The sequence below is a fragment of the Streptomyces solitudinis genome (assembly GCF_036323765.1).
Lineage (GTDB): Bacteria > Actinomycetota > Actinomycetes > Streptomycetales > Streptomycetaceae > Streptomyces.
The window spans coordinates 410,914-429,090 of record NZ_JAZDCW010000004.1; the positions used below are offsets into that span (position 1 = coordinate 410,914).

The 18,177-nt window shown below is 74.3% G+C and carries 20 protein-coding genes; 4 read left to right on the forward strand and 16 right to left on the reverse strand.

Annotated features, from left to right (window positions below; all coding sequences use genetic code 11):
• Nucleotides 1-189: 189 nt before the first annotated feature.
• The 6 genes from cbiE to V1J52_RS13155 form a co-directional block, all read right to left on the reverse strand.
• On the reverse strand, nt 190-1,470 hold the full coding sequence (cbiE, locus tag V1J52_RS13130) for a precorrin-6y C5,15-methyltransferase (decarboxylating) subunit CbiE (protein WP_330139907.1): 1,281 nt from the start codon (nt 1,468-1,470) through the stop codon (nt 190-192).
• Between the two features lie 215 nt (nt 1,471-1,685).
• Nucleotides 1,686-2,303 carry a GNAT family N-acetyltransferase gene (locus V1J52_RS13135; protein WP_330139908.1) on the reverse strand — a complete coding sequence of 206 codons (618 nt, stop codon included), beginning with the start codon at nt 2,301-2,303 and terminating at the stop codon, nt 1,686-1,688.
• Nucleotides 2,304-2,455: 152 nt separating this feature from the next.
• Nucleotides 2,456-3,307, reverse strand: coding sequence for a MetQ/NlpA family ABC transporter substrate-binding protein (locus tag V1J52_RS13140; protein WP_330139909.1), 852 nt, complete (start codon nt 3,305-3,307; stop codon nt 2,456-2,458).
• A 148-nt stretch (nt 3,308-3,455) separates the two neighbouring features.
• A complete protein-coding gene (locus V1J52_RS13145) occupies nt 3,456-4,127 on the reverse strand; it encodes a methionine ABC transporter permease (protein ID WP_330139910.1) in 672 nt (223 codons plus the stop codon).
• On the reverse strand, nt 4,124-5,245 hold the full coding sequence (locus tag V1J52_RS13150) for a methionine ABC transporter ATP-binding protein (protein WP_330139912.1): 1,122 nt from the start codon (nt 5,243-5,245) through the stop codon (nt 4,124-4,126). The genes V1J52_RS13145 and V1J52_RS13150 overlap by 4 nt, the downstream gene beginning before the upstream one ends.
• A gap of 397 nt (nt 5,246-5,642) precedes the next feature.
• Nucleotides 5,643-6,290: an HAD-IA family hydrolase gene (locus tag V1J52_RS13155; protein ID WP_330139913.1), complete on the reverse strand. Its 648-nt coding sequence runs from the start codon at nt 6,288-6,290 to the stop codon at nt 5,643-5,645.
• 120 nt (nt 6,291-6,410) lie between these two features.
• On the opposite strand from V1J52_RS13155, the gene V1J52_RS13160 reads away from it, so the two are divergent.
• Nucleotides 6,411-6,779, forward strand: coding sequence for a hypothetical protein (locus V1J52_RS13160; protein WP_330139914.1), 369 nt, complete (start codon nt 6,411-6,413; stop codon nt 6,777-6,779).
• Nucleotides 6,780-6,804: 25 nt separating this feature from the next.
• On the forward strand, nt 6,805-7,239 hold the full coding sequence (locus V1J52_RS13165) for a hypothetical protein (RefSeq protein WP_330139915.1): 435 nt from the start codon (nt 6,805-6,807) through the stop codon (nt 7,237-7,239).
• A 30-nt stretch (nt 7,240-7,269) separates the two neighbouring features.
• Here the strand turns inward: V1J52_RS13165 and V1J52_RS13170 are convergent, their stop codons facing one another.
• The 3 genes from V1J52_RS13170 to V1J52_RS13180 all read right to left on the reverse strand — a co-directional run bounded on the left by V1J52_RS13170 (nt 7,270) and on the right by V1J52_RS13180 (nt 9,754).
• Nucleotides 7,270-7,773: a GNAT family N-acetyltransferase gene (locus tag V1J52_RS13170; RefSeq protein WP_330139916.1), complete on the reverse strand. Its 504-nt coding sequence runs from the start codon at nt 7,771-7,773 to the stop codon at nt 7,270-7,272.
• Between the two features lie 88 nt (nt 7,774-7,861).
• The gene (locus V1J52_RS13175; protein WP_330139917.1) at nt 7,862-8,542 is read right to left on the reverse strand and encodes an RNA polymerase sigma factor; all 681 of its coding nucleotides are present in this window, start codon (nt 8,540-8,542) and stop codon (nt 7,862-7,864) included.
• A 51-nt stretch (nt 8,543-8,593) separates the two neighbouring features.
• Complete coding sequence (locus tag V1J52_RS13180) at nt 8,594-9,754, reverse strand: glycerophosphodiester phosphodiesterase (RefSeq protein ID WP_330139918.1); 1,161 nt, start codon at nt 9,752-9,754, stop codon at nt 8,594-8,596.
• A gap of 273 nt (nt 9,755-10,027) precedes the next feature.
• On the opposite strand from V1J52_RS13180, the gene V1J52_RS13185 reads away from it, so the two are divergent.
• Nucleotides 10,028-10,708, forward strand: coding sequence for a lysophospholipid acyltransferase family protein (locus V1J52_RS13185; protein WP_330139919.1), 681 nt, complete (start codon nt 10,028-10,030; stop codon nt 10,706-10,708).
• A 172-nt stretch (nt 10,709-10,880) separates the two neighbouring features.
• On the opposite strand, the gene argH is transcribed toward V1J52_RS13185, so the two are convergent.
• Complete coding sequence (gene argH, locus V1J52_RS13190; RefSeq protein ID WP_330139920.1) at nt 10,881-12,326, reverse strand: argininosuccinate lyase; 1,446 nt, start codon at nt 12,324-12,326, stop codon at nt 10,881-10,883.
• A gap of 122 nt (nt 12,327-12,448) precedes the next feature.
• Entirely contained in the window at nt 12,449-13,645 is a 1,197-nt protein-coding gene (locus V1J52_RS13195) for an argininosuccinate synthase (protein ID WP_330139921.1), read from the reverse strand.
• Nucleotides 13,646-13,785: 140 nt separating this feature from the next.
• Between V1J52_RS13195 and V1J52_RS13200 the strand changes: the two genes are divergently transcribed.
• Nucleotides 13,786-14,370 carry a pyridoxamine 5'-phosphate oxidase family protein gene (locus V1J52_RS13200; protein ID WP_330139922.1) on the forward strand — a complete coding sequence of 195 codons (585 nt, stop codon included), beginning with the start codon at nt 13,786-13,788 and terminating at the stop codon, nt 14,368-14,370.
• A 16-nt stretch (nt 14,371-14,386) separates the two neighbouring features.
• Here the strand turns inward: V1J52_RS13200 and V1J52_RS13205 are convergent, their stop codons facing one another.
• From V1J52_RS13205 to argB, 5 genes are all read right to left on the reverse strand, one after another.
• Complete coding sequence (locus V1J52_RS13205) at nt 14,387-14,803, reverse strand: RidA family protein (protein WP_330139923.1); 417 nt, start codon at nt 14,801-14,803, stop codon at nt 14,387-14,389.
• 126 nt (nt 14,804-14,929) lie between these two features.
• On the reverse strand, nt 14,930-15,472 hold the full coding sequence (locus V1J52_RS13210) for a DinB family protein (protein ID WP_330139924.1): 543 nt from the start codon (nt 15,470-15,472) through the stop codon (nt 14,930-14,932).
• A 54-nt stretch (nt 15,473-15,526) separates the two neighbouring features.
• Nucleotides 15,527-16,054 carry an arginine repressor gene (locus tag V1J52_RS13215; protein ID WP_330139925.1) on the reverse strand — a complete coding sequence of 176 codons (528 nt, stop codon included), beginning with the start codon at nt 16,052-16,054 and terminating at the stop codon, nt 15,527-15,529.
• A gap of 2 nt (nt 16,055-16,056) precedes the next feature.
• Nucleotides 16,057-17,277, reverse strand: a complete 1,221-nt coding sequence (locus V1J52_RS13220) for an acetylornithine transaminase (protein ID WP_330139926.1) — start codon at nt 17,275-17,277, stop codon at nt 16,057-16,059.
• Entirely contained in the window at nt 17,274-18,173 is a 900-nt protein-coding gene (gene argB, locus V1J52_RS13225; RefSeq protein WP_330139927.1) for an acetylglutamate kinase, read from the reverse strand. Before argB ends, V1J52_RS13220 begins: the two co-directional genes overlap by 4 nt.
• Between the last annotated feature and the right edge of the window lie 4 nt (nt 18,174-18,177).

Below are 18,177 nucleotides of genomic sequence, written 5' to 3' on the forward strand. Positions count from 1 at the left end.
ACTCCCCCGTAGGGAGAACGAGCACGCGCGGCGCGCGGCACGACTCCCGCGTCCGCCATCCGGACAATATCGAACAAAGCGTCAATCCCGGGTGACGGCACAACAGTCCATCAGCCTACCCGGCACCCCTGACACGACCGGCCACGGGTGCACGACTGGCCCCGGTTGATCACGGTTGTCCGCCCCAGATCACACCCGGGTCCCGCAGAGCAGGAAGACCACCGTGCGGTCCCGCTCGCGCCACTGCGACGTGTCCAGTTCGACCGTCTGCAACAGGGCGCATTCCACCCGGTATCCGGCCTCGGCGAGCACCCGGCCTGCCTCCTCCGCCTCGTCCCGGGTGGTGGCGTGCGTGACGATCCGCTCGGGCCGCCGCTCGGCACAGGCGGCGACGGTGCGCGGACCGCCGCCGCCGACGCGGACGACGTCGGGTTCGGGCAGGTCCTCCAGCACCTGCGGGGCGCCGCCGTGCACGACCTGGAGCTGTACCGCGGCGTCCCGGGCGGCCGCCGTCGCGCGGGCGCACGCCTCGGCGTTGCGGTCCACCGCGATGACGGCGGCCCCGAACCCGGCCGCCTCCACGGCGACGGTCCCGGCTCCGGTGCCGATGTCCCACACCAGGTCACCCGGGCGGGGCCCGATCCGGGCCAGCTGGGCCGCGCGCAGGTGCGCGGACTCGCCCGTCGTCAGCCGCGCGCCGGACCCCTCGCGCGGCGGGCCGCCGTCCCGCTCGCCCCGGCGGGCGCCGTCCGGCCCGGCGTCCGGCCCGGCGGGCAGGGCCCAGCCGCGCCGGCCCCCGGGGTAGCCGGGGGGCCGCCCGGCGAGCCAGCCGCTGCCCTGCACGGTGCCGGACTGGGCGCCCGCGCCGTGCCCGCCGACGACGATCACCACGTTCGGGTCCCGCCACACGTGGTCGGCGGCCTTGTCGGAGGTGAGCACGGTCATGCTCTCCCGTCCGGTGCCCAGCCCCTCGCAGATGACGAAGGTGCGGTGCACACCGGCGAGCAGCAGCGCGAGTTCGGCGGGCCCGGCGCCGGGCGCGGTGAGGACGGCGACCTTCGGGTGGGCGCGGCACACGTTGACCGCGCGGCGCAGGGTCCGGCTGTGGGCGACGACGATCTGGGCGTCGTCCCAGGGCATGCCCGCGCGGGCGAAGGCGGCGGCGACGGCCGACACGGCGGGGACGACCTCGACCTCCAGGCCGTGCTCGGGCGCGCGCAGGGCACGCACGACGCCGAAGAAGCCGGGGTCGCCGTCCGCGAGGACGACCGCGGTCCCGCGGTGCCGGGCGATGCGCTGGGCGGCGAGCGGGACGCTCCCCAGCCGCACCTGTTCGGCGCCCGGCGGCACTTCGGGCAGGGCGAGGTGGTGTGCGGCTCCGGCGACTAGGGTGGCCGCGCCGAGCGCGGCCCGTGCGGCGCCGTCCATCGGAGAGCCGTCCCAGCCGATCACGGTGACACGGTCGGCCATCGGCGGGACTCTCCTGTACTGCGGGGCGGGATGCGGCAAAGGGGTGCGGCGGAGCGAGCGGGGCCCGGGGGCGCGAGGGGGAATCGCGGCCGGGGCGCGGTCGGGGAACGGCGTGCGGTGCGTGGGTGCGCGGAACGGACGGCGGGCGCGGGCGGGCCGCGCGGGGCACCCGGGGACCGGCGTCCGGAGGGCTCACCGGCCGGGCGCGAGTGAGGTTACCCGAGCCGGCCCACGGCCTGCTCGTCGCTGTCGTCGTCGAGGTCCTCGGGCAGCAGGCTCCACACGATGAGGTCCGTGCGCATGTCCGTCCACGTGCCGTCCTCGGTGCGCATGCGCGCCGTCCACGCGTTGCGCAGGACGCCCTCACTGACGCAGCCGACCTTCTGGGCGACCTGCTGCGACGCGGTGTTCCCCGCCGCCGTGCGCAGCTCCAGCCGCTCGAACCACTGGTCGCGGAAGAGCCAGCCGGCGACGGCGAGGACCGATTCGGCGGCGTACCCCTCGCCCCGGGCCCAGGGGGCGACGACGAACCCGGCGCGGGTGGCCAGGGTGCGCCAGTCGGTGTCCTTCAGGTGGACCTGCCCGACCAGACGCTGCGTCAGCAGTTCGGTCACGGCGAGGACGACGCCGCGGCCAGCGCTGCGCTCCTCGGGTGCCGTACGGTCGATCCACCGCCTGGCGTCGGCCTCGGTGTAGGGGTGCGGGGCCGCGGTCCACGCGGTGACGAGTTCGTCGTTCATCATGTCCGTGAGCGCGGGCACGTCCGCTTCCTCGAACGGGCGCAGCACGAGCCGGTCCGTACTGATCGAGATGTCCGGGAAAGTCGAAGTCATGCGCCGCTCCATGCCACGGGGGTCGGGTGCACAGCATGCAGCATGGCCGGGGAGGGCCCCGGCGGCGGGTTCCCGGTGCCGCGGGACCCGCCGCCGGGGCCGCACGCGCGGCGCGGGCGCGGGCGCGTGCGGCGCGGCGGTGCTGCGGGCGGTCAGTCCCCGGCGGTGCCGGACGCGGGCACGACGGAGCCGCCGTACTCCTTCTCGATGTACGCCCTGACCTCGTCGGAGGTGAGGAGCTGGGCCAGCTTGACCACGCGCGGGTCGTCCTCGTTCCCCTCCTTGACCGCGAGGAAGTTGGCGTACGGGTTGCCTTCCGCCTCCTCCAGGACGAGGGCGTCCTCGGCGGGCGCGAGACCGGCTTCGAGGGCGTAGTTGCCGTTGATGACGGCGGCGTCCACCTCGCCGAGCGCCCGGGGCACCGTGGCGGCCTCCAGCTCCTTGAACTCCAGGCCCTTGCGGTCGGCGATGTCGGCCAGGGTGGCGTCCTGTCCGGCGCCCTCCGCCAGTTCGATGAGGCCGTGGGCGTCGAGGAGCTGGAGCGCGCGCCCGCCGTTGGTGGTGTCGTTGGGCAGGGCGATCGTGTGCCCGGCCTTGATGTCCTCAAGGCCGTCGGCCGTCTCCGCGTACAGGCCGAGCGGTTCGAGGTGCACGTTCACGACCGGCGTGATGTGGGTGCCGTTCTTGGCCTGGAAGTCGTCCAGGTAGGGCTTGTGCTGGAAGTAGTTGGCGTCGACGTCGCCGCTCTCGGTGGCGGTGTTCGGCAGGACGTAGTCGTTGACCACCTTGACCTTGAGGTCCAGCCCCTCCTTCTCGGCCAGGTGGTCCCGGACGTACTCCAGGATGGCGGCGTGCGGCGTCGGCGAGGCGGCCACGGTCAGCGGCCCCTCCCCCGTGGCGCCCGGGGAGTCCTGCGGGTCGGACGCGGTGCCGCAGGCGCTCAGCCCCAGGGTCAGCGCGGCGGTGGCCGCGACGGCGGCGGTGATCTTGCTGGTGGTGCGCACGAGGAGTGCTCTCTTTCGGTGGTGCCTGCCCGACAAAAAGTTCGGGCCTTGGGTGTTCCGGCTCCCCGCGGACGGCGGGGCCGGACGTTTCGCTGTGCGCCGCCGCGGGGGCGGCACACGACAGGCGCGGGCCGCGCCCGCGCGGGCGTCAGCCCGCCGTGCCCCGCCGGCGGCCCAGCAGCCGGACCGCGGTGTCGCCGGCCAGCTGGACGGCGGTGACCAGGACGACGAGCACGGCGACGGTGACGAGCATCAGCGACGTCTCGAAACGCTGGTAGCCGTAGGTGTGGGCCAGGTCGCCGAGGCCGCCGGCGCCGACGACACCGGCCATGGCGGAGTAGCCGATCAGCACGATGACGGTGGTCGTCAGCCCGGCCACCAGTGAGGGCAGGGCCTGCGGCAGCAGCACCTTGAACACGACGGTTCCGGTGCCGCCGCCCATCGCCTGCGCGGCCTCGACGAGGCCGCGGTCGACCTCGCGCACCGCGGTCTCCACCAGCCGCGCGAAGAACGGGATCGCGCCGACGGCCAGGGGGACGACGGCGGCCGTGGGACCGATGAAGGTGCCCACCACGAGACTGGTGAACGGGATGAGGGCGACCAGCAGGATGATGAAGGGCAGCGAGCGGCCGACGTTCACCACGGCGCCGGCGATCCGGTTGACCGCGGGGCTGCGCAGCATGCCGCCGCGGTCGGTCAGGACGAGCAGGACGCCGAGCGGCAGCCCGCCGAGCACGGCGAGGAGCGCGGACCAGCCGACCATGTAGAGGGTGTCGACGCATCCCTGGAGCAGCAGCGGCTGCATCTGGGCCCAGGTCATCGTGCCGCCTTCCGCTCCGGTGCCGCCGCGGCGTGCGCGGGGGTCGCGTCCGCCGGGTCTGCCGCCGTGCCGCCCCGGGGGCGCTGCGCGGACGCGCCGTGGTCCGCGCTCCCGGCCGCCGTGACGACGTCCACCGTCAGGCCCCGCTCGCGCAGGAAGCCGATGGGCACGACGTTGTCGTCGAAACCGCCGGGCAGTTCGATGCGCATGCGGCCGGTCTGCCGTCCGCCGACGGTGTCCATGGCGGCACCGAGGATCGATATGTCGATGTTGTAGGTACGGGAGAGCTGGGAGATCACCGGACGGGCGGTGGCATCGCCCTGGAAGGTGACGTCCACCACCGTGCGGCCCGGCTCCAGGGGGGCGCCGCCGACCGGGAAGAGCGTGGCGGCCAGCTCCGACCCCGGGGTGGCCAGCAGCTCGGGCACGGTGCCGGACTCCACGATCCGGCCGCCGCGCATGAGGGCGGCCGAATCGCAGACGCTCTTGACGACGTCCATCTCGTGGGTGATGAGCAGCACGGTGAGGCCGAGCTGCCGGTTCAGGTCGCGCAGGAGTTGCAGGACGGAGCGCGTGGTCTCGGGGTCGAGCGCCGAGGTGGCCTCGTCCGACAGCAGCACCTTCGGGTCGCCGGCGAGCGCCCGCGCGATGCCCACGCGCTGCTTCTGGCCCCCGGAGAGCTGGGCCGGGTGGGCGTGCGCCCGGTCGGCGAGCCCGACGACGTCGAGCAGGTCGAGTGCCTTGCGCCGCCGCGCGGCGCGGGAGACGCCCAGGATCTCCAGCGGCAGTTCCACGTTGCCCTGCACGGTGCGTGAGGACAGCAGGTTGAAGTGCTGGAAGACCATGCCGATGCGGCTGCGCGCGGCCCGCAGCGCGGCGGAGGGCCGCGGCCCCCGTCCGGCGAGGGCGGTGAGGTCCTCACCCGCCACGGTCACGGTGCCAAAGGTGGGGGTCTCCAGGAGGTTCACGCAGCGGATGAGCGAGGACTTCCCGGCGCCGCTCTGGCCGATGACGCCGTAGACCTCGCCCTCGCGGACGTGCAGGTTCACCCCGTCCAGGGCGGTGACCTCGCGGTCCTTGGTGCGGTAGACCTTCGTCAGGTCCGTGGTGGTGATCACTGGGTTTCCGTCACTGTCGAGTGCGCGGCGCCCGGGTCGCGGACGGCGCACGGCGGTGTTGCGTGGGGGCGGTGCGGGCGGGCGCCGGGCTGCGGCGCGGCGGACCGCCCGTGAGCGCCGGAGCGGCGGGACCCCGGGTGAGGGGGAGGCACGGCTCAGGTCCGGCGGGTCTCGCTTCGGGGCGCGAGACGGCTCAGGCAGGGGCCCTCAGCGGTCACACATTCGACGCGTGCAGCGGCCACCGGGCAGGGACATCGCCTCGGTGGCAGGGGTGCGGCCGCGCGTCGTGGTCATGGCGCCCAGTAAAACAGACCCCGGGCGCCGCTTCCCGGCAGGCGAGACGTTCGTCCGCATGCCGGACGGCCCGGAGCGCCCGCGCACCCCTCGGCCCCGGCGCTCAGACCTCGGCCTGCAGTTCCAGCCCATCCGCTGTGACCTGCACGGACACAGCGGAGAGGTCGGGTACGACGGCGTCGGCGGACAGCTCCGCACGCGCGTGCGTTGTGGTCAAGGCCACGGTGCGCATGCCCGCCGCCCGGGCCGCCGTGAGCCCCACGGGGGCGTCCTCGAAGACCACGCAGTGCGCCGGGTCGACGCCCAGCTTGGCCGCCGCTGCGCGGAAGGGCTCGGGATCGGGCTTGCCCCGCACGACATCGTCGGCGGCGACGACCAGCGGCGGCGCGATCCCGGCCGCACGCAGCCGGGCCTCGCCCAGCGCGCGGGTCGCCGAGGTGACCACGGCCCAGCGCTCGGGCGGCAGGACCCCGGTCAGCCGCACGGCGCCGGGCAGCGGCTCGACGCCGCCGGCCACGTCCGCGATCTCCAGGTGCTCGATGCGGGCCAGCGCCGCGGGCACCTGCCCGGCGGGCAGCAGGTCGGCGATGATGTCGGCGGCGGGGCGGCCGTGCAGCCCCGCGCGGGCGAACTCCCGCGCACCGACGCCGTACTCCTCGCACCAGCGCCGCCAGCAGCGTTCGACGGAAGCGAGCGACGAGATGAGGGTGCCGTCGTTGTCGAACAGCAGGGCCTGTGCGGAGAACCTCATGACGGCCCAGGCTACGTGCCCCGCGCCCCGCCGCCGGGCACGGGGTCCTGCTCCGCTCCCGCGCGGGGCGCGGCCGGGGGCCGCGCCGCAGACCGCGGGCAGCGCAGTAGAGTCCCTGCCATGTTCACCCCGCTGACGGTCGCGGTCGCCGTGGCCGCGCTCGCGCTGGCCGCATGGTGCGGCCTGGCGGCCTACCGGGACCAGCCCACGAAGGACTGGCACTTCGCCGGGATGGCCGTCGTCACCGTGCTGGCCCTCGCCCAGCTCGTCGTCGGCATCGTCCAGCTCTCCCGGGGGCGGGACGCGGACGGTGGCTCGGTGATCTTCGTGTCCTACCTGCTGGGCTGTGCCGCCGCGGTCCCCGGGGTCGGCTTCCTCTCCCTCGCCGAGCGCACCCGCTGGGGGTCGGCGACGGTGGCGGCGGGCGCCGTGGTGCTCGCGGTGCTCCAGGTCCGGCTGTACGACGTCTGGGGTGGCGGCGGTGCGTGAGACGCGGCAGGCGAAGGAGAGGTCCATGGCACCGGCCCCGGGTTTGGCGCGGCGGAACACGACCGGTACGGCGCGCGGCATCGGCACCGGACCGGGACGGCTCCTGGTGACGCTCTACTGCGTCTTCACCATCGGCGCCGCGTCCCGCTCGGCCTACCAGATCGCCACGCGGTTCGACGAGGCTCCGCTGCCCTACGCGCTGTCGGCGCTGGCCGCCGCCGTGTACGCGGGCATCACCGTGGCGCTGGTGCGCGGCGGTGAGCGGGCCCGCAGGACGGCGCTGGCGGGCTGCGTCACGGAGCTGGCCGGAGTGCTGGCCGTCGGCACCTGGTCCGCCCTGGACCCGGACGCCTTCCCCGACACCACCGTGTGGTCGGCCTACGGCATGGGCTACCTGTTCATTCCGCTGGTGCTGCCGGTGGTGGGCCTGCTGTGGCTGCGGAGGTCCCGCGGCGCCTGACCGGCGAGCGGGACCCCCGCGCGGGACCGCTCACGCGCTGCGCGCGTACTCCGCGGCGACGGCGGCCTTCTCCAGGGTGATGAGGCTGAGCCGGGGCGATACCCGCTCGGTGGCCGAGGCGACGTAGCCGCAGCGCCGGTACAGCCGCAGGTTGCCCTCGCTGCGGTGGCCGGTGAAGAGGCGGAAGCGCCGGGCGCCCTGCTCCTCGGCGAGACGCCTCTCCAGCGCGGTCAGCAGCCGTCCGCCGAGGCCGTGGCGCTGCAGCCGGGGGTGGACGACGAGCTTGCCGATGTGCGCGGTGCCGTCGGCGTCCACCGTGCCCCGCACCGATCCCACGACCTCGTCGCCGAGCCGGGCGACGAGCACGAGGCCGTCCGCGAGTTCGGCGCGCAGGTCCGCGAGCGTCTGGGTGAGCGGTTCGATGCTCCAGTCCCCGTACAGTTCGGCCTCGCTCTGGTAGCAGAGGTACTGGAGCTTGAGGATCTGCTCGGTGTCCGGCCCGGCCGCCGCAGAGATGGTCACGCTCATGCCCATGTGCGCACGCCTCTTTCTGGTGTGTGGGCCCGGCGCGCCAAAAGGAGGGTCGCGCGGCCGGGCTGGCTGCCCTGATGGCGCCGGTCGTCTATCGCACCCTTCCCACGTGGTCAGGGTTTCCAACCTCCGCCAGGAGCATTCTGCGCAGACATCCCAGGCAACGAGAACGCAACGGCCCCAGACTCCCCTGTGAGATTCCCAACTCGCCTGCGATTTCGCGGTAGGTCGCGTCCTCGTCCGCCAGCAGGGCGGTCAGCACCCTCGGGCAGCGGCCGGGCAGGGCCGGGATGCGGCTGCGCAGGAGCCGGCCCCTCTCCTGGGCGAGGAACCGCAGCTCGGCGCTGTGCTCGACCGGACCGGCCGGGCCGCCGCCCTCGTCGGCGGCGCCGGGGGGCGCGTCGCCGGCCTCGCTCCCGCAGTCCGCGTAGGCGCTGGCGTAGGCGACCTCGCGGCGTGCGCGCCGCCGTCCCGGACGGGCCTCGGCGCGGACGGCGGCGCGCAGCCACGCGCCGGGCCGGGCGGGCGGCCCGTGGGTGCGGTGGTGTTCGAGCCAGCGCAGCAGGACGGCCTGCTCCAGGTCCTCCGCCTCGGTGCCGGGGGCGGCGTGGGCCTCGGCGGCGCACTCGGCGGCCAGCAGCCGGCGCAGCCGCTCGGGCAGGCCGGGGCCCGCCGGTGCGGGCGGTGCCCCGAAGGCGCCGTCGGCACCGGACGCGGTACCGGCCGGCGGCGCGGTGGGCGGGGTGTGCGGCGGGTGGTCGGATACGTCCATGCCCGGCGGGACGCGCGCGTCCCGCCGGGCGGTTTCGGCGGCGGCCGGAGATCACCCGCGCGAGCGACGGAAGTCGTCCGCGGCCAGCAGGGCGGTGTCGGGCTGGTCGGCGAAGAGGCCGTCGATGCCGGTGGCGAAGTAGGCGCGCAGGGCACCGAAGGCGTCCCCGTGGGCGGCGGGGTCGGTGCCGCGCCGGAACTCGGCGGGCAGGAAGGTGTTCTCGTTGCGCATCGTGTACGGGTGCACGACGAGGTCACGGGCGTGGGCGTCGCGCACCAGGGAGGTGGGCGCGCCGAGCCGGCCGTCGCGGCCGCGCGGGACGACGAGGTCCAGGGTGGGGCCGATGCCGCGGGCGAAGGAGGCGATCCAGTCCAGCCCGGCGGGGGTGACGAGGTCGGCGACGGTGCGGGGGTCGCCGGACTGGGTGAAGTCCCACGGGCGGGAGCCCGCCGAGGACAGCAGCACCACACCGGGGGTGTCCACGAGCCGGGCCATGCGCCGGATGCTGCCCGGCTCGAAGGACTGGACGAAGACGGGGGCGGTGCGCCGGTGCAGCCGGTGGGCGCGCAGCAGCCGCGCCAGCCGCTCCTCCAGGCCGAGCCCGAGGGCGCGGAAGTAGCTGGGGTGCTTGGTCTCCACGTGCAGCCACACCGTGCGCCCGCGCTTCCTGCCCTCGGTGCGGGCCCAGCGCAGCACCTCCTCGAAGGTGGGCACGTCCCAGCGGCCGTCGTAGACGGTGTTGTGCTGGCGCTGCGCGGGAATGCGCTCGGTGGCGCGCAGGGTCTTCAGCTCCGCCAGGGTGAAGTCCTCGGTGAACCAGCCGGTGACGCGCTGCCCGTCGACCGTCTTGGTGGTCCTGCGGCCGGCGAAGCGCGGGTGGCCGGCGACGTCGGTGGTGCCGCCGATCTCGTTCTCGTGCCGGCACACCAGGTGGCCGTCCTTCGTGGGCACGAGGTCCTGCTCGATGATGTCCGCGCCCATGTCGAGCGCCAGCTCGTAGGCCCCGAAGGTGTGTTCGGGACGGTATCCGCTGGCGCCGCGGTGGGCGACGACGGCGGGCACGGGCAGCCGTCCGGGGCGGCCCCCGGCAGAGGCCGCCTGACCGGGCAGGGCGTGCGCCTGGCCCGCCGCCGCGCCGAGCGCCGTGGCTCCGGCGCCCAGCACCGTCGCTCCCAGCACGGCTCTGCGGCCGGGCCTGCTCTGCTCTCCCATGATGCTCCTCCCTGCCGGGCGGCACGCGGTGCGCGCGCAACGCCGCCCGTGTGCCTGACGGATGACGGGCCGAAGCGTAGGCGCGCGGGTCTGTCACCGGGGAGACGCGCGGCGGAACACCCCGGGAACAGCACACCGCCGCGGGCCGGACGCGAGTGGCGCGCCCAGCCGTGTGGTGTACCCCGTGCGGCGGGGTACCCGGTCCATGGGTATCGTCCTGACCTGCCGTCCGCGCGCCTGCGCGGACCTTCCCGACGGAGGCTGAATCCCGGTATGAGCCGTTTCCTGCTGATCAAAGCGGTACTCGGCACGGTACTGCGCGTGCTCTTCCGCCCGCGGGTCGAGGGTGCCGAGCGCATCCCCGCCGAGGGTCCGGTCATCCTGGCCGGCAACCACCTGACGTTCATCGACTCGATGATCCTGCCGCTGGTCGTCTCCCGGCAGGTGTTCTTCATCGGCAAGGACGAGTACGTCACGGGCACCAGCCTGAAGGGCCGGCTGATGGCCTGGTTCTTCACCGGGGTGGGCATGATCCCGGTCACCCGGGACGGCGCCCGCGGCGGTGTGGCGGCGCTGATGACGGGACGGCGCGTGCTGGAGGAGGGCAACGTCTTCGGCATCTACCCGGAGGGCACCCGCTCCCCCGACGGCCGGCTGTACCGGGGCCGTACCGGCATCGCCCGCCTGGCCCTGATGACCGGCGCGCCGGTGGTGCCGTTCGCCATGATCGGCACCGACCGGGTACAGCCGGGCGGCAAGGGCCTGCCCCGGGTCGGGCGGGACCGCCGCATCACCGTCCGCTTCGGCCAGCCGCTCGACTTCTCCCGCTACGACGGCATGGACCGCGACCGCTACGTGCTGCGCGCGGTGACGGACGAGGTCATGAGCGAGGTCATGCGGCTGTCCGGCCAGGAGTACGTCGACATGTACGCCACCAAGGCCAAGGCCGCCTGAGCCGACGCCGGGAGCCGTCCCCCGGCGGGGTGGCGGCAGAGCGTCCGCGGCTCTTGCCTGCCGCACCCGCACGGCCGGTGCCGTCCTCGCCGTACTCCGCCGACCGCCGCCCGGCCCGGTGCGGACGACGCACCGGGCCGGGCGGCGGTCGCGGGGGCGCGTCCCCGCCGCCTCAGCGCTTCGCTTCGGCCCACTCCCGCTGCCGGGCCAGGTCGGCCTTCACCTCGGCGAGCTGCACCGCCACGGCCGACGGCGCGGTGCCGCCGCGTCCGCTGCGGGCGGCGAGGGCGCCGGGCACGCTGAGCACCGCACGGACGTCGGGGGTGAGGTGCGGCGAGATCGCGGCGAACTGGGCGTCCGTCAGCTCGTCCAGCTCGATCCCGGCCCCCTCGCACTCCTTGACGCACTCCCCCGCCACCTCGTGGGCGACGCGGAACGGCACACCCCGCTTGACCAGCCACTCGGCGATGTCGGTGGCGAGCGAGAACCCGGCGGGGGCCAGTTCCTCCATGCGCTCGCGGTGGACCGTGAGGGTGGCCATCATGCCGGTGAAGGCGGGCAGCAGGACTTCGAGCTGGTCGCAGGAGTCGAAGACGGGTTCCTTGTCCTCCTGGAGGTCGCGGTTGTAGGCGAGCGGGAGGGCCTTGAGCGTGGCCAGCAGGCCGGTGAGGTTCCCGATGAGCCGTCCGGACTTGCCGCGGGCCAGTTCCGCGATGTCCGGGTTCTTCTTCTGCGGCATGATCGAGGAGCCGGTGGAGAACGCGTCGTGCAGGGTGACGAAGGAGAACTCCTTCGTGTTCCAGATGATGACCTCCTCTGCGATCCGGGAGAGGTCCACGCCGATCATCGCGGTGATGAAGGCGAACTCGGCGGCGAAGTCGCGGGCGGCGGTGCCGTCGATGGAGTTGGCGGCCGAGCCGTGCTCGAACCCGAGGTCCGCGGCGACGGCCTCTGGGTCCAGGCCGAGGGAGGACCCGGCCAGCGCGCCCGAGCCGTAGGGCGAGACGGCGGTGCGCGCGTCCCACTGGCGCAGCCGCTCGGCGTTCCGGCCGAGCGCCTGGACGTGGGCGAGCACGTGGTGGGCGAAGAGGACGGGCTGTGCGTGCTGGAGGTGGGTGCGGCCGGGCATCGCCACGTCCCCGTGGGCCTCGGCGAGGCCGGCCAGCGCCTCGCCGAGGTCGGCGAGCAGTCCGCCGATGCGGCGGGCGTGGTCGCGCAGGTACATGCGGAAGAGGGTGGCGACCTGGTCGTTGCGGGACCGGCCCGCGCGCAGTTTGCCGCCGAGGTCGGGTCCGAGCCGCTCCAGCAGGCCGCGCTCCAGGGCGGTGTGGACGTCCTCGTCGGCGATGGTGCCGGTGAGGCTGCCGTCCGCGACGTCGGCCTCCAGGCGGTCCAGGCCGGCGAGCATGCGCTCCAGTTCGCCGGCCGTGAGCAGCCCGGCCCGGTGCAGCACCCGGGCGTGGGCGCGGGACCCGGCGATGTCGTAGGGGGCGAGCCGCCAGTCGAAGTGGACGGAGGCGCTGAGGCGGGCCAGCGCCTCGGACGGTCCGTCGGCGAAACGGCCGCCCCACAGCCGCACGTCGCCACCGTCCGCCCGGGGCTCCACTCCGTTGCTCATCGCTCGTTCGCTCCTTGCCTCGCGCGGCCCGCCGGCCGCGCTGCCGTGTGTGTGACGCCGTGGGAGACCGCCGCCCCGCCCGGTGCAGGGGCGGGGCGGCGGGGTGTGGGTGCGGCCGGGGGTTACTGCGCGAGGTCCCGCTTGGCCGCGATCTTGCTGGACATCCCGAAGAGTTCGATGAAGCCCTTGGACAGCGACTGGTCGAAGGTGTCGCCGGTGTCGTAGGTGGCGAGGTTGAAGTCGTACAGCGACGCCTCGGACCGGCGGCCCGTGACGACGGCCCGTCCGCCGTGCAGCGTCATCCGGATCTCACCGCTGACGTGGGCGTTGGCCTCGTCGACGAAGCCGTCCAGCGCCCGCTTGAGCGGGGAGAACCACAGGCCGTCGTAGACCAGCTCGCCCCAGCGCTGCTCGACCTGCCGCTTGTAGCGGGCCAGCTCGCGCTCGACCGTGACGTTCTCCAGCTCCTGGTGGGCGGTGATCAGCGCGATGGCGCCGGGCGCCTCGTAGACCTCCCGGGACTTGATGCCGACGAGCCGGTCCTCGACCATGTCGATCCGGCCGACGCCCTGGGCCCCCGCCCGCTCGTTGAGCTGCTGGATGGCCTGGAGGACGGTGACGGGCTGGCCGTCGACGGCGACCGGCACGCCCTCCTTGAAGGTGATGACGACCTCGTCGGCGTCCCGCTGGTCGGCCGGGTTGCCAGTGTACTCGTAGACGTCCTCGATGGGCGCGTTCCAGATGTCCTCCAGGAACCCCGTCTCGACCGCGCGCCCGAAGACGTTCTGGTCGATGGAGTAGGGGGACTTCTTCGTCGTCGCGATCGGGAGGTTCTTCTCCTCGCAGAAGGCGATGGCCTTGTCCCGGGTCATGGCGTAGTCCCGGACGGGAGCGATGCACTTCAGGTCGGGGGCCAGGGAGGAGATCCCGGCCTCGAACCGCACCTGGTCGTTGCCCTTGCCGGTGCAGCCGTGGGCGACGGTGGTGGCGCCGTGCTTGCGCGCGGCGGCCACCAGGTGCTTGACGATGACCGGCCGGGACAGGGCGGAGACGAGCGGGTACCGGTCCATGTACAGGGCGTTGGCCTTGATCGCCGGCAGGCAGTACTCGTCGGCGAACTCGTCCCTGGCGTCGGCCACCTCGGCCTCGACGGCACCGCAGGCCAGCGCGCGCTTGCGGATCACGTCGAGGTCCTCGCCGCCCTGGCCGACGTCCACGGCGACGGCGACGACCTCGGCACCGGTCTCCTCCGCGATCCAGCCGATGCAGACGGAGGTGTCCAGGCCGCCGGAATAGGCGAGTACGACGCGCTCGGTCACGGGGAACTCCTTACGATCCATACGGCGACTGGCATAAGTATGCATCCCTCCGTATGGTTCGTCAAAGCGCCCGGGTTTCCGCAGGTCGGGGGCGGGGTAAAGCGATGCCGCCGCGCGCGGCGACGGGGTTGAATGGGGCCATGGGTAACAGACATGAACACATCACCGACCGGCTGCGGGCGTTCATCGAGGAGCAGCCCGTCTTCTTCACCGCCACCGCGCCGCTGGCGGCCGACGGCACCGTCAACCTCTCCCCCAAGGGCCTGCGCGGCTCCCTCGCCGTCCTGGACGAGCACACCGTGGCGTACCTCGACTTCGCGGGCAGCAACGCCGAGACGGTCGCCCACCTGCGGGAGAACGGCCGGATCACCCTCATGTGGTGTGCCTTCTCGGGGCCGCCGAACATCCTGCGGGTGCACGGGCGCGGCGAGCCGGTGCTGCGCGACGACCCGCGCTTCCCCGGCCTGCTGGCCCGCTTCCCCGGCATCGACCCGTCACCTCACGGGCTGCGGGCGATCATCGTCGTCACCGCCGAGCACATCCGCGACACCTGCGGCTTCGCCGTGCCGTTCATGAGCTACGACGCGGACCGTCCGCTGCACGGCTCCCGCTTCGGACGCGAGACGGACGAGAGCCTGGACGCGTACTTCCAGTCGAAGGAGCACGTGGCCACCAGCCTCGACGGCCTGCCCGGTCTGCCCCTGCCACTGCCCCCCACGCCGTGACCGGCCCCGTCCCGGCTCAGCCCGGCGCGGGTGAGCCCGGGACCGTCGCCACGGCGGTGATCTCCACGAGCTGCCCGGGATAGCCGAGCCGGGCGACCCCGAGCAGGGTGGAGGCGTGCGGACCGGCGGACAGGTCCGAGGCCCGCACCTCGTCCCACACCGCGTACAGGTCCTCGTCCCGCTCGGCCACCACGTACACCTCCGTGGAGACGACGTGCCCGAGCGCGCTGCCCGCCGCCTCCAGCGCCGCCGACAGGTTGGCCAGGACCTGCCGGGTCTGGGCCGGCCGGTCGCCGGGTCCGACGAGGTCGCCGGACGCGTCCAGCGGGACGCCGCCCGCGGTGAAGACCAGCCGCTCCCCCGCCTCCACGACGGCGGCGTGCGCGTATCCGGGCGGCGGGAAGAGACCGGGGACGGTGAGGCGGTGCGGCACGGGGCGGCTCCCGGGGACGTCGGTGACGGGGCGGACGCGCCGATCATCACCCGGCGCCCGCGCCCGCGTCACCTGCTTTCCCGCCCGGGGCCGCTGCCGGCCGCACGGCGATCCGGCTGCCGGGCCCTACCGCTTCCCCGGCCGCGGCTGCGAGGCCGCCCAGATCAGCCGCAGCTGCCCGATCTCCGCCACGTTCTTCATCAGCTCGGCGTTCAGCCAGGCGATCATGTGTCCGGTGGTGTTGTCCGGAGGGGTCTGCCACGGCAGCGTGGAGGCGGCGTCCAGATCGGCGTCGGTGAGGTCGTCGAGGACCGCCAGCCACTGGGTCCGCAGGTCCTGGAGCCAGGCGACGGTCGCCGGGCCGTCGCCGGGCCAGGTGACGTCGGTGCGTTCCCGCGGCGTACGCCCCTGTGCGTGATCGATGGCGGTACTCCACCACCAGCCGATATGCCAGCTCACCCAGCCGATGGTGGGAACGGGAACGGGGTCGGGCTCGGCGTCGGCCCAGTCCGGCAGCCAGTTCCCGGCGGCGTCCGGGCGCACCGTCCAGCTCAGGTCGGCGGGCTCCCACAGGAGGGCCTCGGGTGCGAGCCGCTCCAGGTGGTACTCGAACAGCGACCAGGTCATGTCGAACTGCCAGCGCAGTAGCCCGCAGCGGGGATTTCTCATCGTGCGATCCTCGCACGCCGCCCCGGAGGCGGTGGCGCCCGCTCCGGGCCCGGGTCAGCGGTGGCGTTCGGCGAGCTGGAGCAGGTGGGCGGCGAGCGGCTGTCCGCCGTCGGGAGCGCGGCTGATCAGCAGCAGCGTGTCGTCGCCCGCGATGGTGCCGATGATCTCGTGGACCCCGGCCTGGTCGATCGCCGAGGCGAGGAACTGGGCGGCGCCGGGCGGGGTGCGCAGCACGACGAGGTTGGCGGAGGCCTCCGCCGAGATCATCAGCTCCCCCGCCAGCCGGGCCATGCGCGCCTCGGTCGCCGACTCCCCCAGAGGGGCGCGGGGCGTGCGGTCGCCGCCCTCGCCGGGGACGGCGTAGATCAGCTCCCCGCCGGTGTTGCGGATCTTCACCGCCCCCAGCTCGTCCAGGTCGCGGGAGAGGGTGGCCTGCGTGACGGTCAGGCCGTCGTCGGCGAGGAGCCCGGCGAGCTGGCTCTGGGAACGCACGGGGTGCCGGTTCAGGATGTCCACGATCCGGCGGTGCCGGGCCGTCCGCGTCTGCGGAACGGCCTGGCCGTCGCGCTGCTCCTCGCTCATGGTCACCCTCTCAGGTCTCGGGCGGGCTCCGCCGCGACGGCGGAGCCCGCCCGTGCGGCTGCGTCGAGGACGCCGGGGAGCGCGCGGAGCAGTGCGTCCGCCTCGCCCTCCGTGATGATCAGCGGCGGGGCCAGCCGGACGACGTCCGGCGCGACCGCGTTCACCAGGAAGCCCGCGTCCTGAGCCGCCTGCTGCACCTGGGCGGCGACCGGCTCGGTGAGCACGATACCCAGCAGCAGTCCGGCGCCGCGGACCCGGTCGACCAGCGGGTGCCCCAACGCCCGTACGCCGTCCGCCAGGTGGCCGCCCACCCGCTTGACGGAGCCGAGCGTGCCCTCGGCCGCGAGGGTGTCCAGGACGGCGAGGGCCGCGGCGCAGGAGACGGGGTTGCCGCCGAAGGTGGAGCCGTGCTGCCCCGGCGTGAGCAGGTGGGCGGCCTCCCCGAACGCGAGGGTGGCGCCGAGGGGCAGGCCGCCGCCGAGCCCCTTGGCCAGGGTGACGACGTCCGGCTCGACGCCCTGGGCCTGGCAGGCGAACCAGTGCCCGAGGCGGCCGATGCCGGTCTGCACCTCGTCCACCACGAGCAGCGTCCCGGTGGCCCGGGTGATCTCCCGGGCCGCGGCGAGGTAGCCCTCGGGCGGCACGACGACGCCGTTCTCGCCCTGGACCGGCTCCACGACGAACAGCGCGGTGTCCTCGGTGACGGCGGCCCGCAGCGCCTCGGTGTCGCCGAAGGGGACGTGGGTGACGTCGCCGGGCAGCGGCAGGAACGGCTCCCGCTTCGCGGGCTGGCCGGTCAGGGCGAGGGCGCCCATGGTGCGGCCGTGGAAGCCGCCGGTGGTGGCGACCATGCCGGTGCGCCCGGTGCGCCGCCCGATCTTGAACGCGGCCTCGACGGCCTCGGCGCCGGAGTTGCAGAAGTAGACGGCGCCGGGCCGCCCGGCCAGCTCCAGCAGGCGTTCGGCCAGCGCGACCGGCGGCTCGGAGATGAACAGGTTCGAGACGTGCCCGAGCGTGGCGAGCTGGTCGTGCACGGCGCGGACGACGGCGGGGTGGCCGGTGCCGAGCGCGTTGACCGCGATGCCCCCGACGAAGTCGAGGTACTCCTTGCCGTCGGCGTCCCACAGCCGGGCGCCCTCGCCGCGGACCAGGGACAGCCGCGGGGTGCCGTAGTTGTCCATCAGCGCGCCCTGCCAGCGCTCGGCCAGGCTCCGGTTGCTCATGACCGCGTCTCCTCGTCCGGCACGACCATGGTGCCGATGCCCTCGTCGGTGAAGATCTCCAGCAGGATCGAGTGCGGCACCCGGCCGTCGATGACGCGGGCCGTCCGCACGCCGCCCCGTACCGCGTGCAGGCAGCCCTCCATCTTGGGCACCATGCCGCTGGCCAGCTCGGGCAGCAGCTTCTCCAGCTCGCTGACGGTGAGCCGGCTGATGACGTCGTCGCTGCGCGGCCAGTCGGCGTACAGGCCCTCGACGTCGGTGAGCACCATCAGCGTCTCGGCGCCGAGCGCGGCGGCCAGCGCGGCGGCGGCCGTGTCGGCGTTGACGTTGTAGACGTGCTCGTCGTCGGCGCTGCGGGCGATGGAGGAGATGACGGGGATGCGCCCGTCGTCCAGCAGCGCCCGCACGGCGCCCGTCTCGATGGCGGTGACGTCGCCGACGCGGCCGATGTCCACCCGCTCGCCGTCGATGTCGGCGAAGCGCTGGACGGCGGTCATGATGTGCGCGTCCTCGCCGGTCATGCCGACGGCCAGCGGGCCGTGCCGGTTGAGGAGGCCGACGAGTTCGCGCTGCACCTGCCCGGCCAGCACCATGCGCACGACGTCCATCGTCTCGGGCGTGGTGACGCGCAGCCCGGCCTTGAACTCCGAGGCCAGGCCGAGGCGGTCGAGCTGCGCGCTGATCTGCGGCCCGCCGCCGTGCACGACGACCGGCTTGAGCCCGGCGTGGCGCAGGAAGACGACGTCCTGCGCGAAGGCGGCCTTCAGCGCGTCGTCCACCATGGCGTTCCCGCCGAACTTGACGACGACCGTCTTGCCGTGGTGCCGGGTGAGCCAGGGCAGCGCCTCGATGAGCGTACGGGCCTTGGGCAGTGCGGTGTGCTTTCGAGTACTCATGACC

Excerpts from the sequence above, each read along its gene's own strand:
- cbiE (WP_330139907.1), bottom strand. The coding sequence starts at position 1,470 with ATGGCCGACCGTGTCACCGTGATCGGCTGGGACGGCTCTCCGATGGAC.
- V1J52_RS13135 (WP_330139908.1), bottom strand. The coding sequence starts at position 2,303 with ATGACTTCGACTTTCCCGGACATCTCGATCAGTACGGACCGGCTCGTG.
- V1J52_RS13145 (WP_330139910.1), bottom strand. The coding sequence starts at position 4,127 with ATGACCTGGGCCCAGATGCAGCCGCTGCTGCTCCAGGGATGCGTCGAC.
- V1J52_RS13155 (WP_330139913.1), bottom strand. The coding sequence starts at position 6,290 with ATGAGGTTCTCCGCACAGGCCCTGCTGTTCGACAACGACGGCACCCTC.
- V1J52_RS13160 (WP_330139914.1), top strand. The coding sequence starts at position 6,411 with ATGTTCACCCCGCTGACGGTCGCGGTCGCCGTGGCCGCGCTCGCGCTG.
- V1J52_RS13165 (WP_330139915.1), top strand. The coding sequence starts at position 6,805 with ATGGCACCGGCCCCGGGTTTGGCGCGGCGGAACACGACCGGTACGGCG.
- V1J52_RS13170 (WP_330139916.1), bottom strand. The coding sequence starts at position 7,773 with ATGGGCATGAGCGTGACCATCTCTGCGGCGGCCGGGCCGGACACCGAG.
- V1J52_RS13175 (WP_330139917.1), bottom strand. The coding sequence starts at position 8,542 with ATGGACGTATCCGACCACCCGCCGCACACCCCGCCCACCGCGCCGCCG.
- V1J52_RS13180 (WP_330139918.1), bottom strand. The coding sequence starts at position 9,754 with ATGGGAGAGCAGAGCAGGCCCGGCCGCAGAGCCGTGCTGGGAGCGACG.
- V1J52_RS13185 (WP_330139919.1), top strand. The coding sequence starts at position 10,028 with ATGAGCCGTTTCCTGCTGATCAAAGCGGTACTCGGCACGGTACTGCGC.
- argH (WP_330139920.1), bottom strand. The coding sequence starts at position 12,326 with ATGAGCAACGGAGTGGAGCCCCGGGCGGACGGTGGCGACGTGCGGCTG.
- V1J52_RS13200 (WP_330139922.1), top strand. The coding sequence starts at position 13,786 with ATGGGTAACAGACATGAACACATCACCGACCGGCTGCGGGCGTTCATC.
- V1J52_RS13210 (WP_330139924.1), bottom strand. The coding sequence starts at position 15,472 with ATGAGAAATCCCCGCTGCGGGCTACTGCGCTGGCAGTTCGACATGACC.
- V1J52_RS13215 (WP_330139925.1), bottom strand. The coding sequence starts at position 16,054 with ATGAGCGAGGAGCAGCGCGACGGCCAGGCCGTTCCGCAGACGCGGACG.
- V1J52_RS13220 (WP_330139926.1), bottom strand. The coding sequence starts at position 17,277 with ATGAGCAACCGGAGCCTGGCCGAGCGCTGGCAGGGCGCGCTGATGGAC.
- argB (WP_330139927.1), bottom strand. The coding sequence starts at position 18,173 with ATGAGTACTCGAAAGCACACCGCACTGCCCAAGGCCCGTACGCTCATC.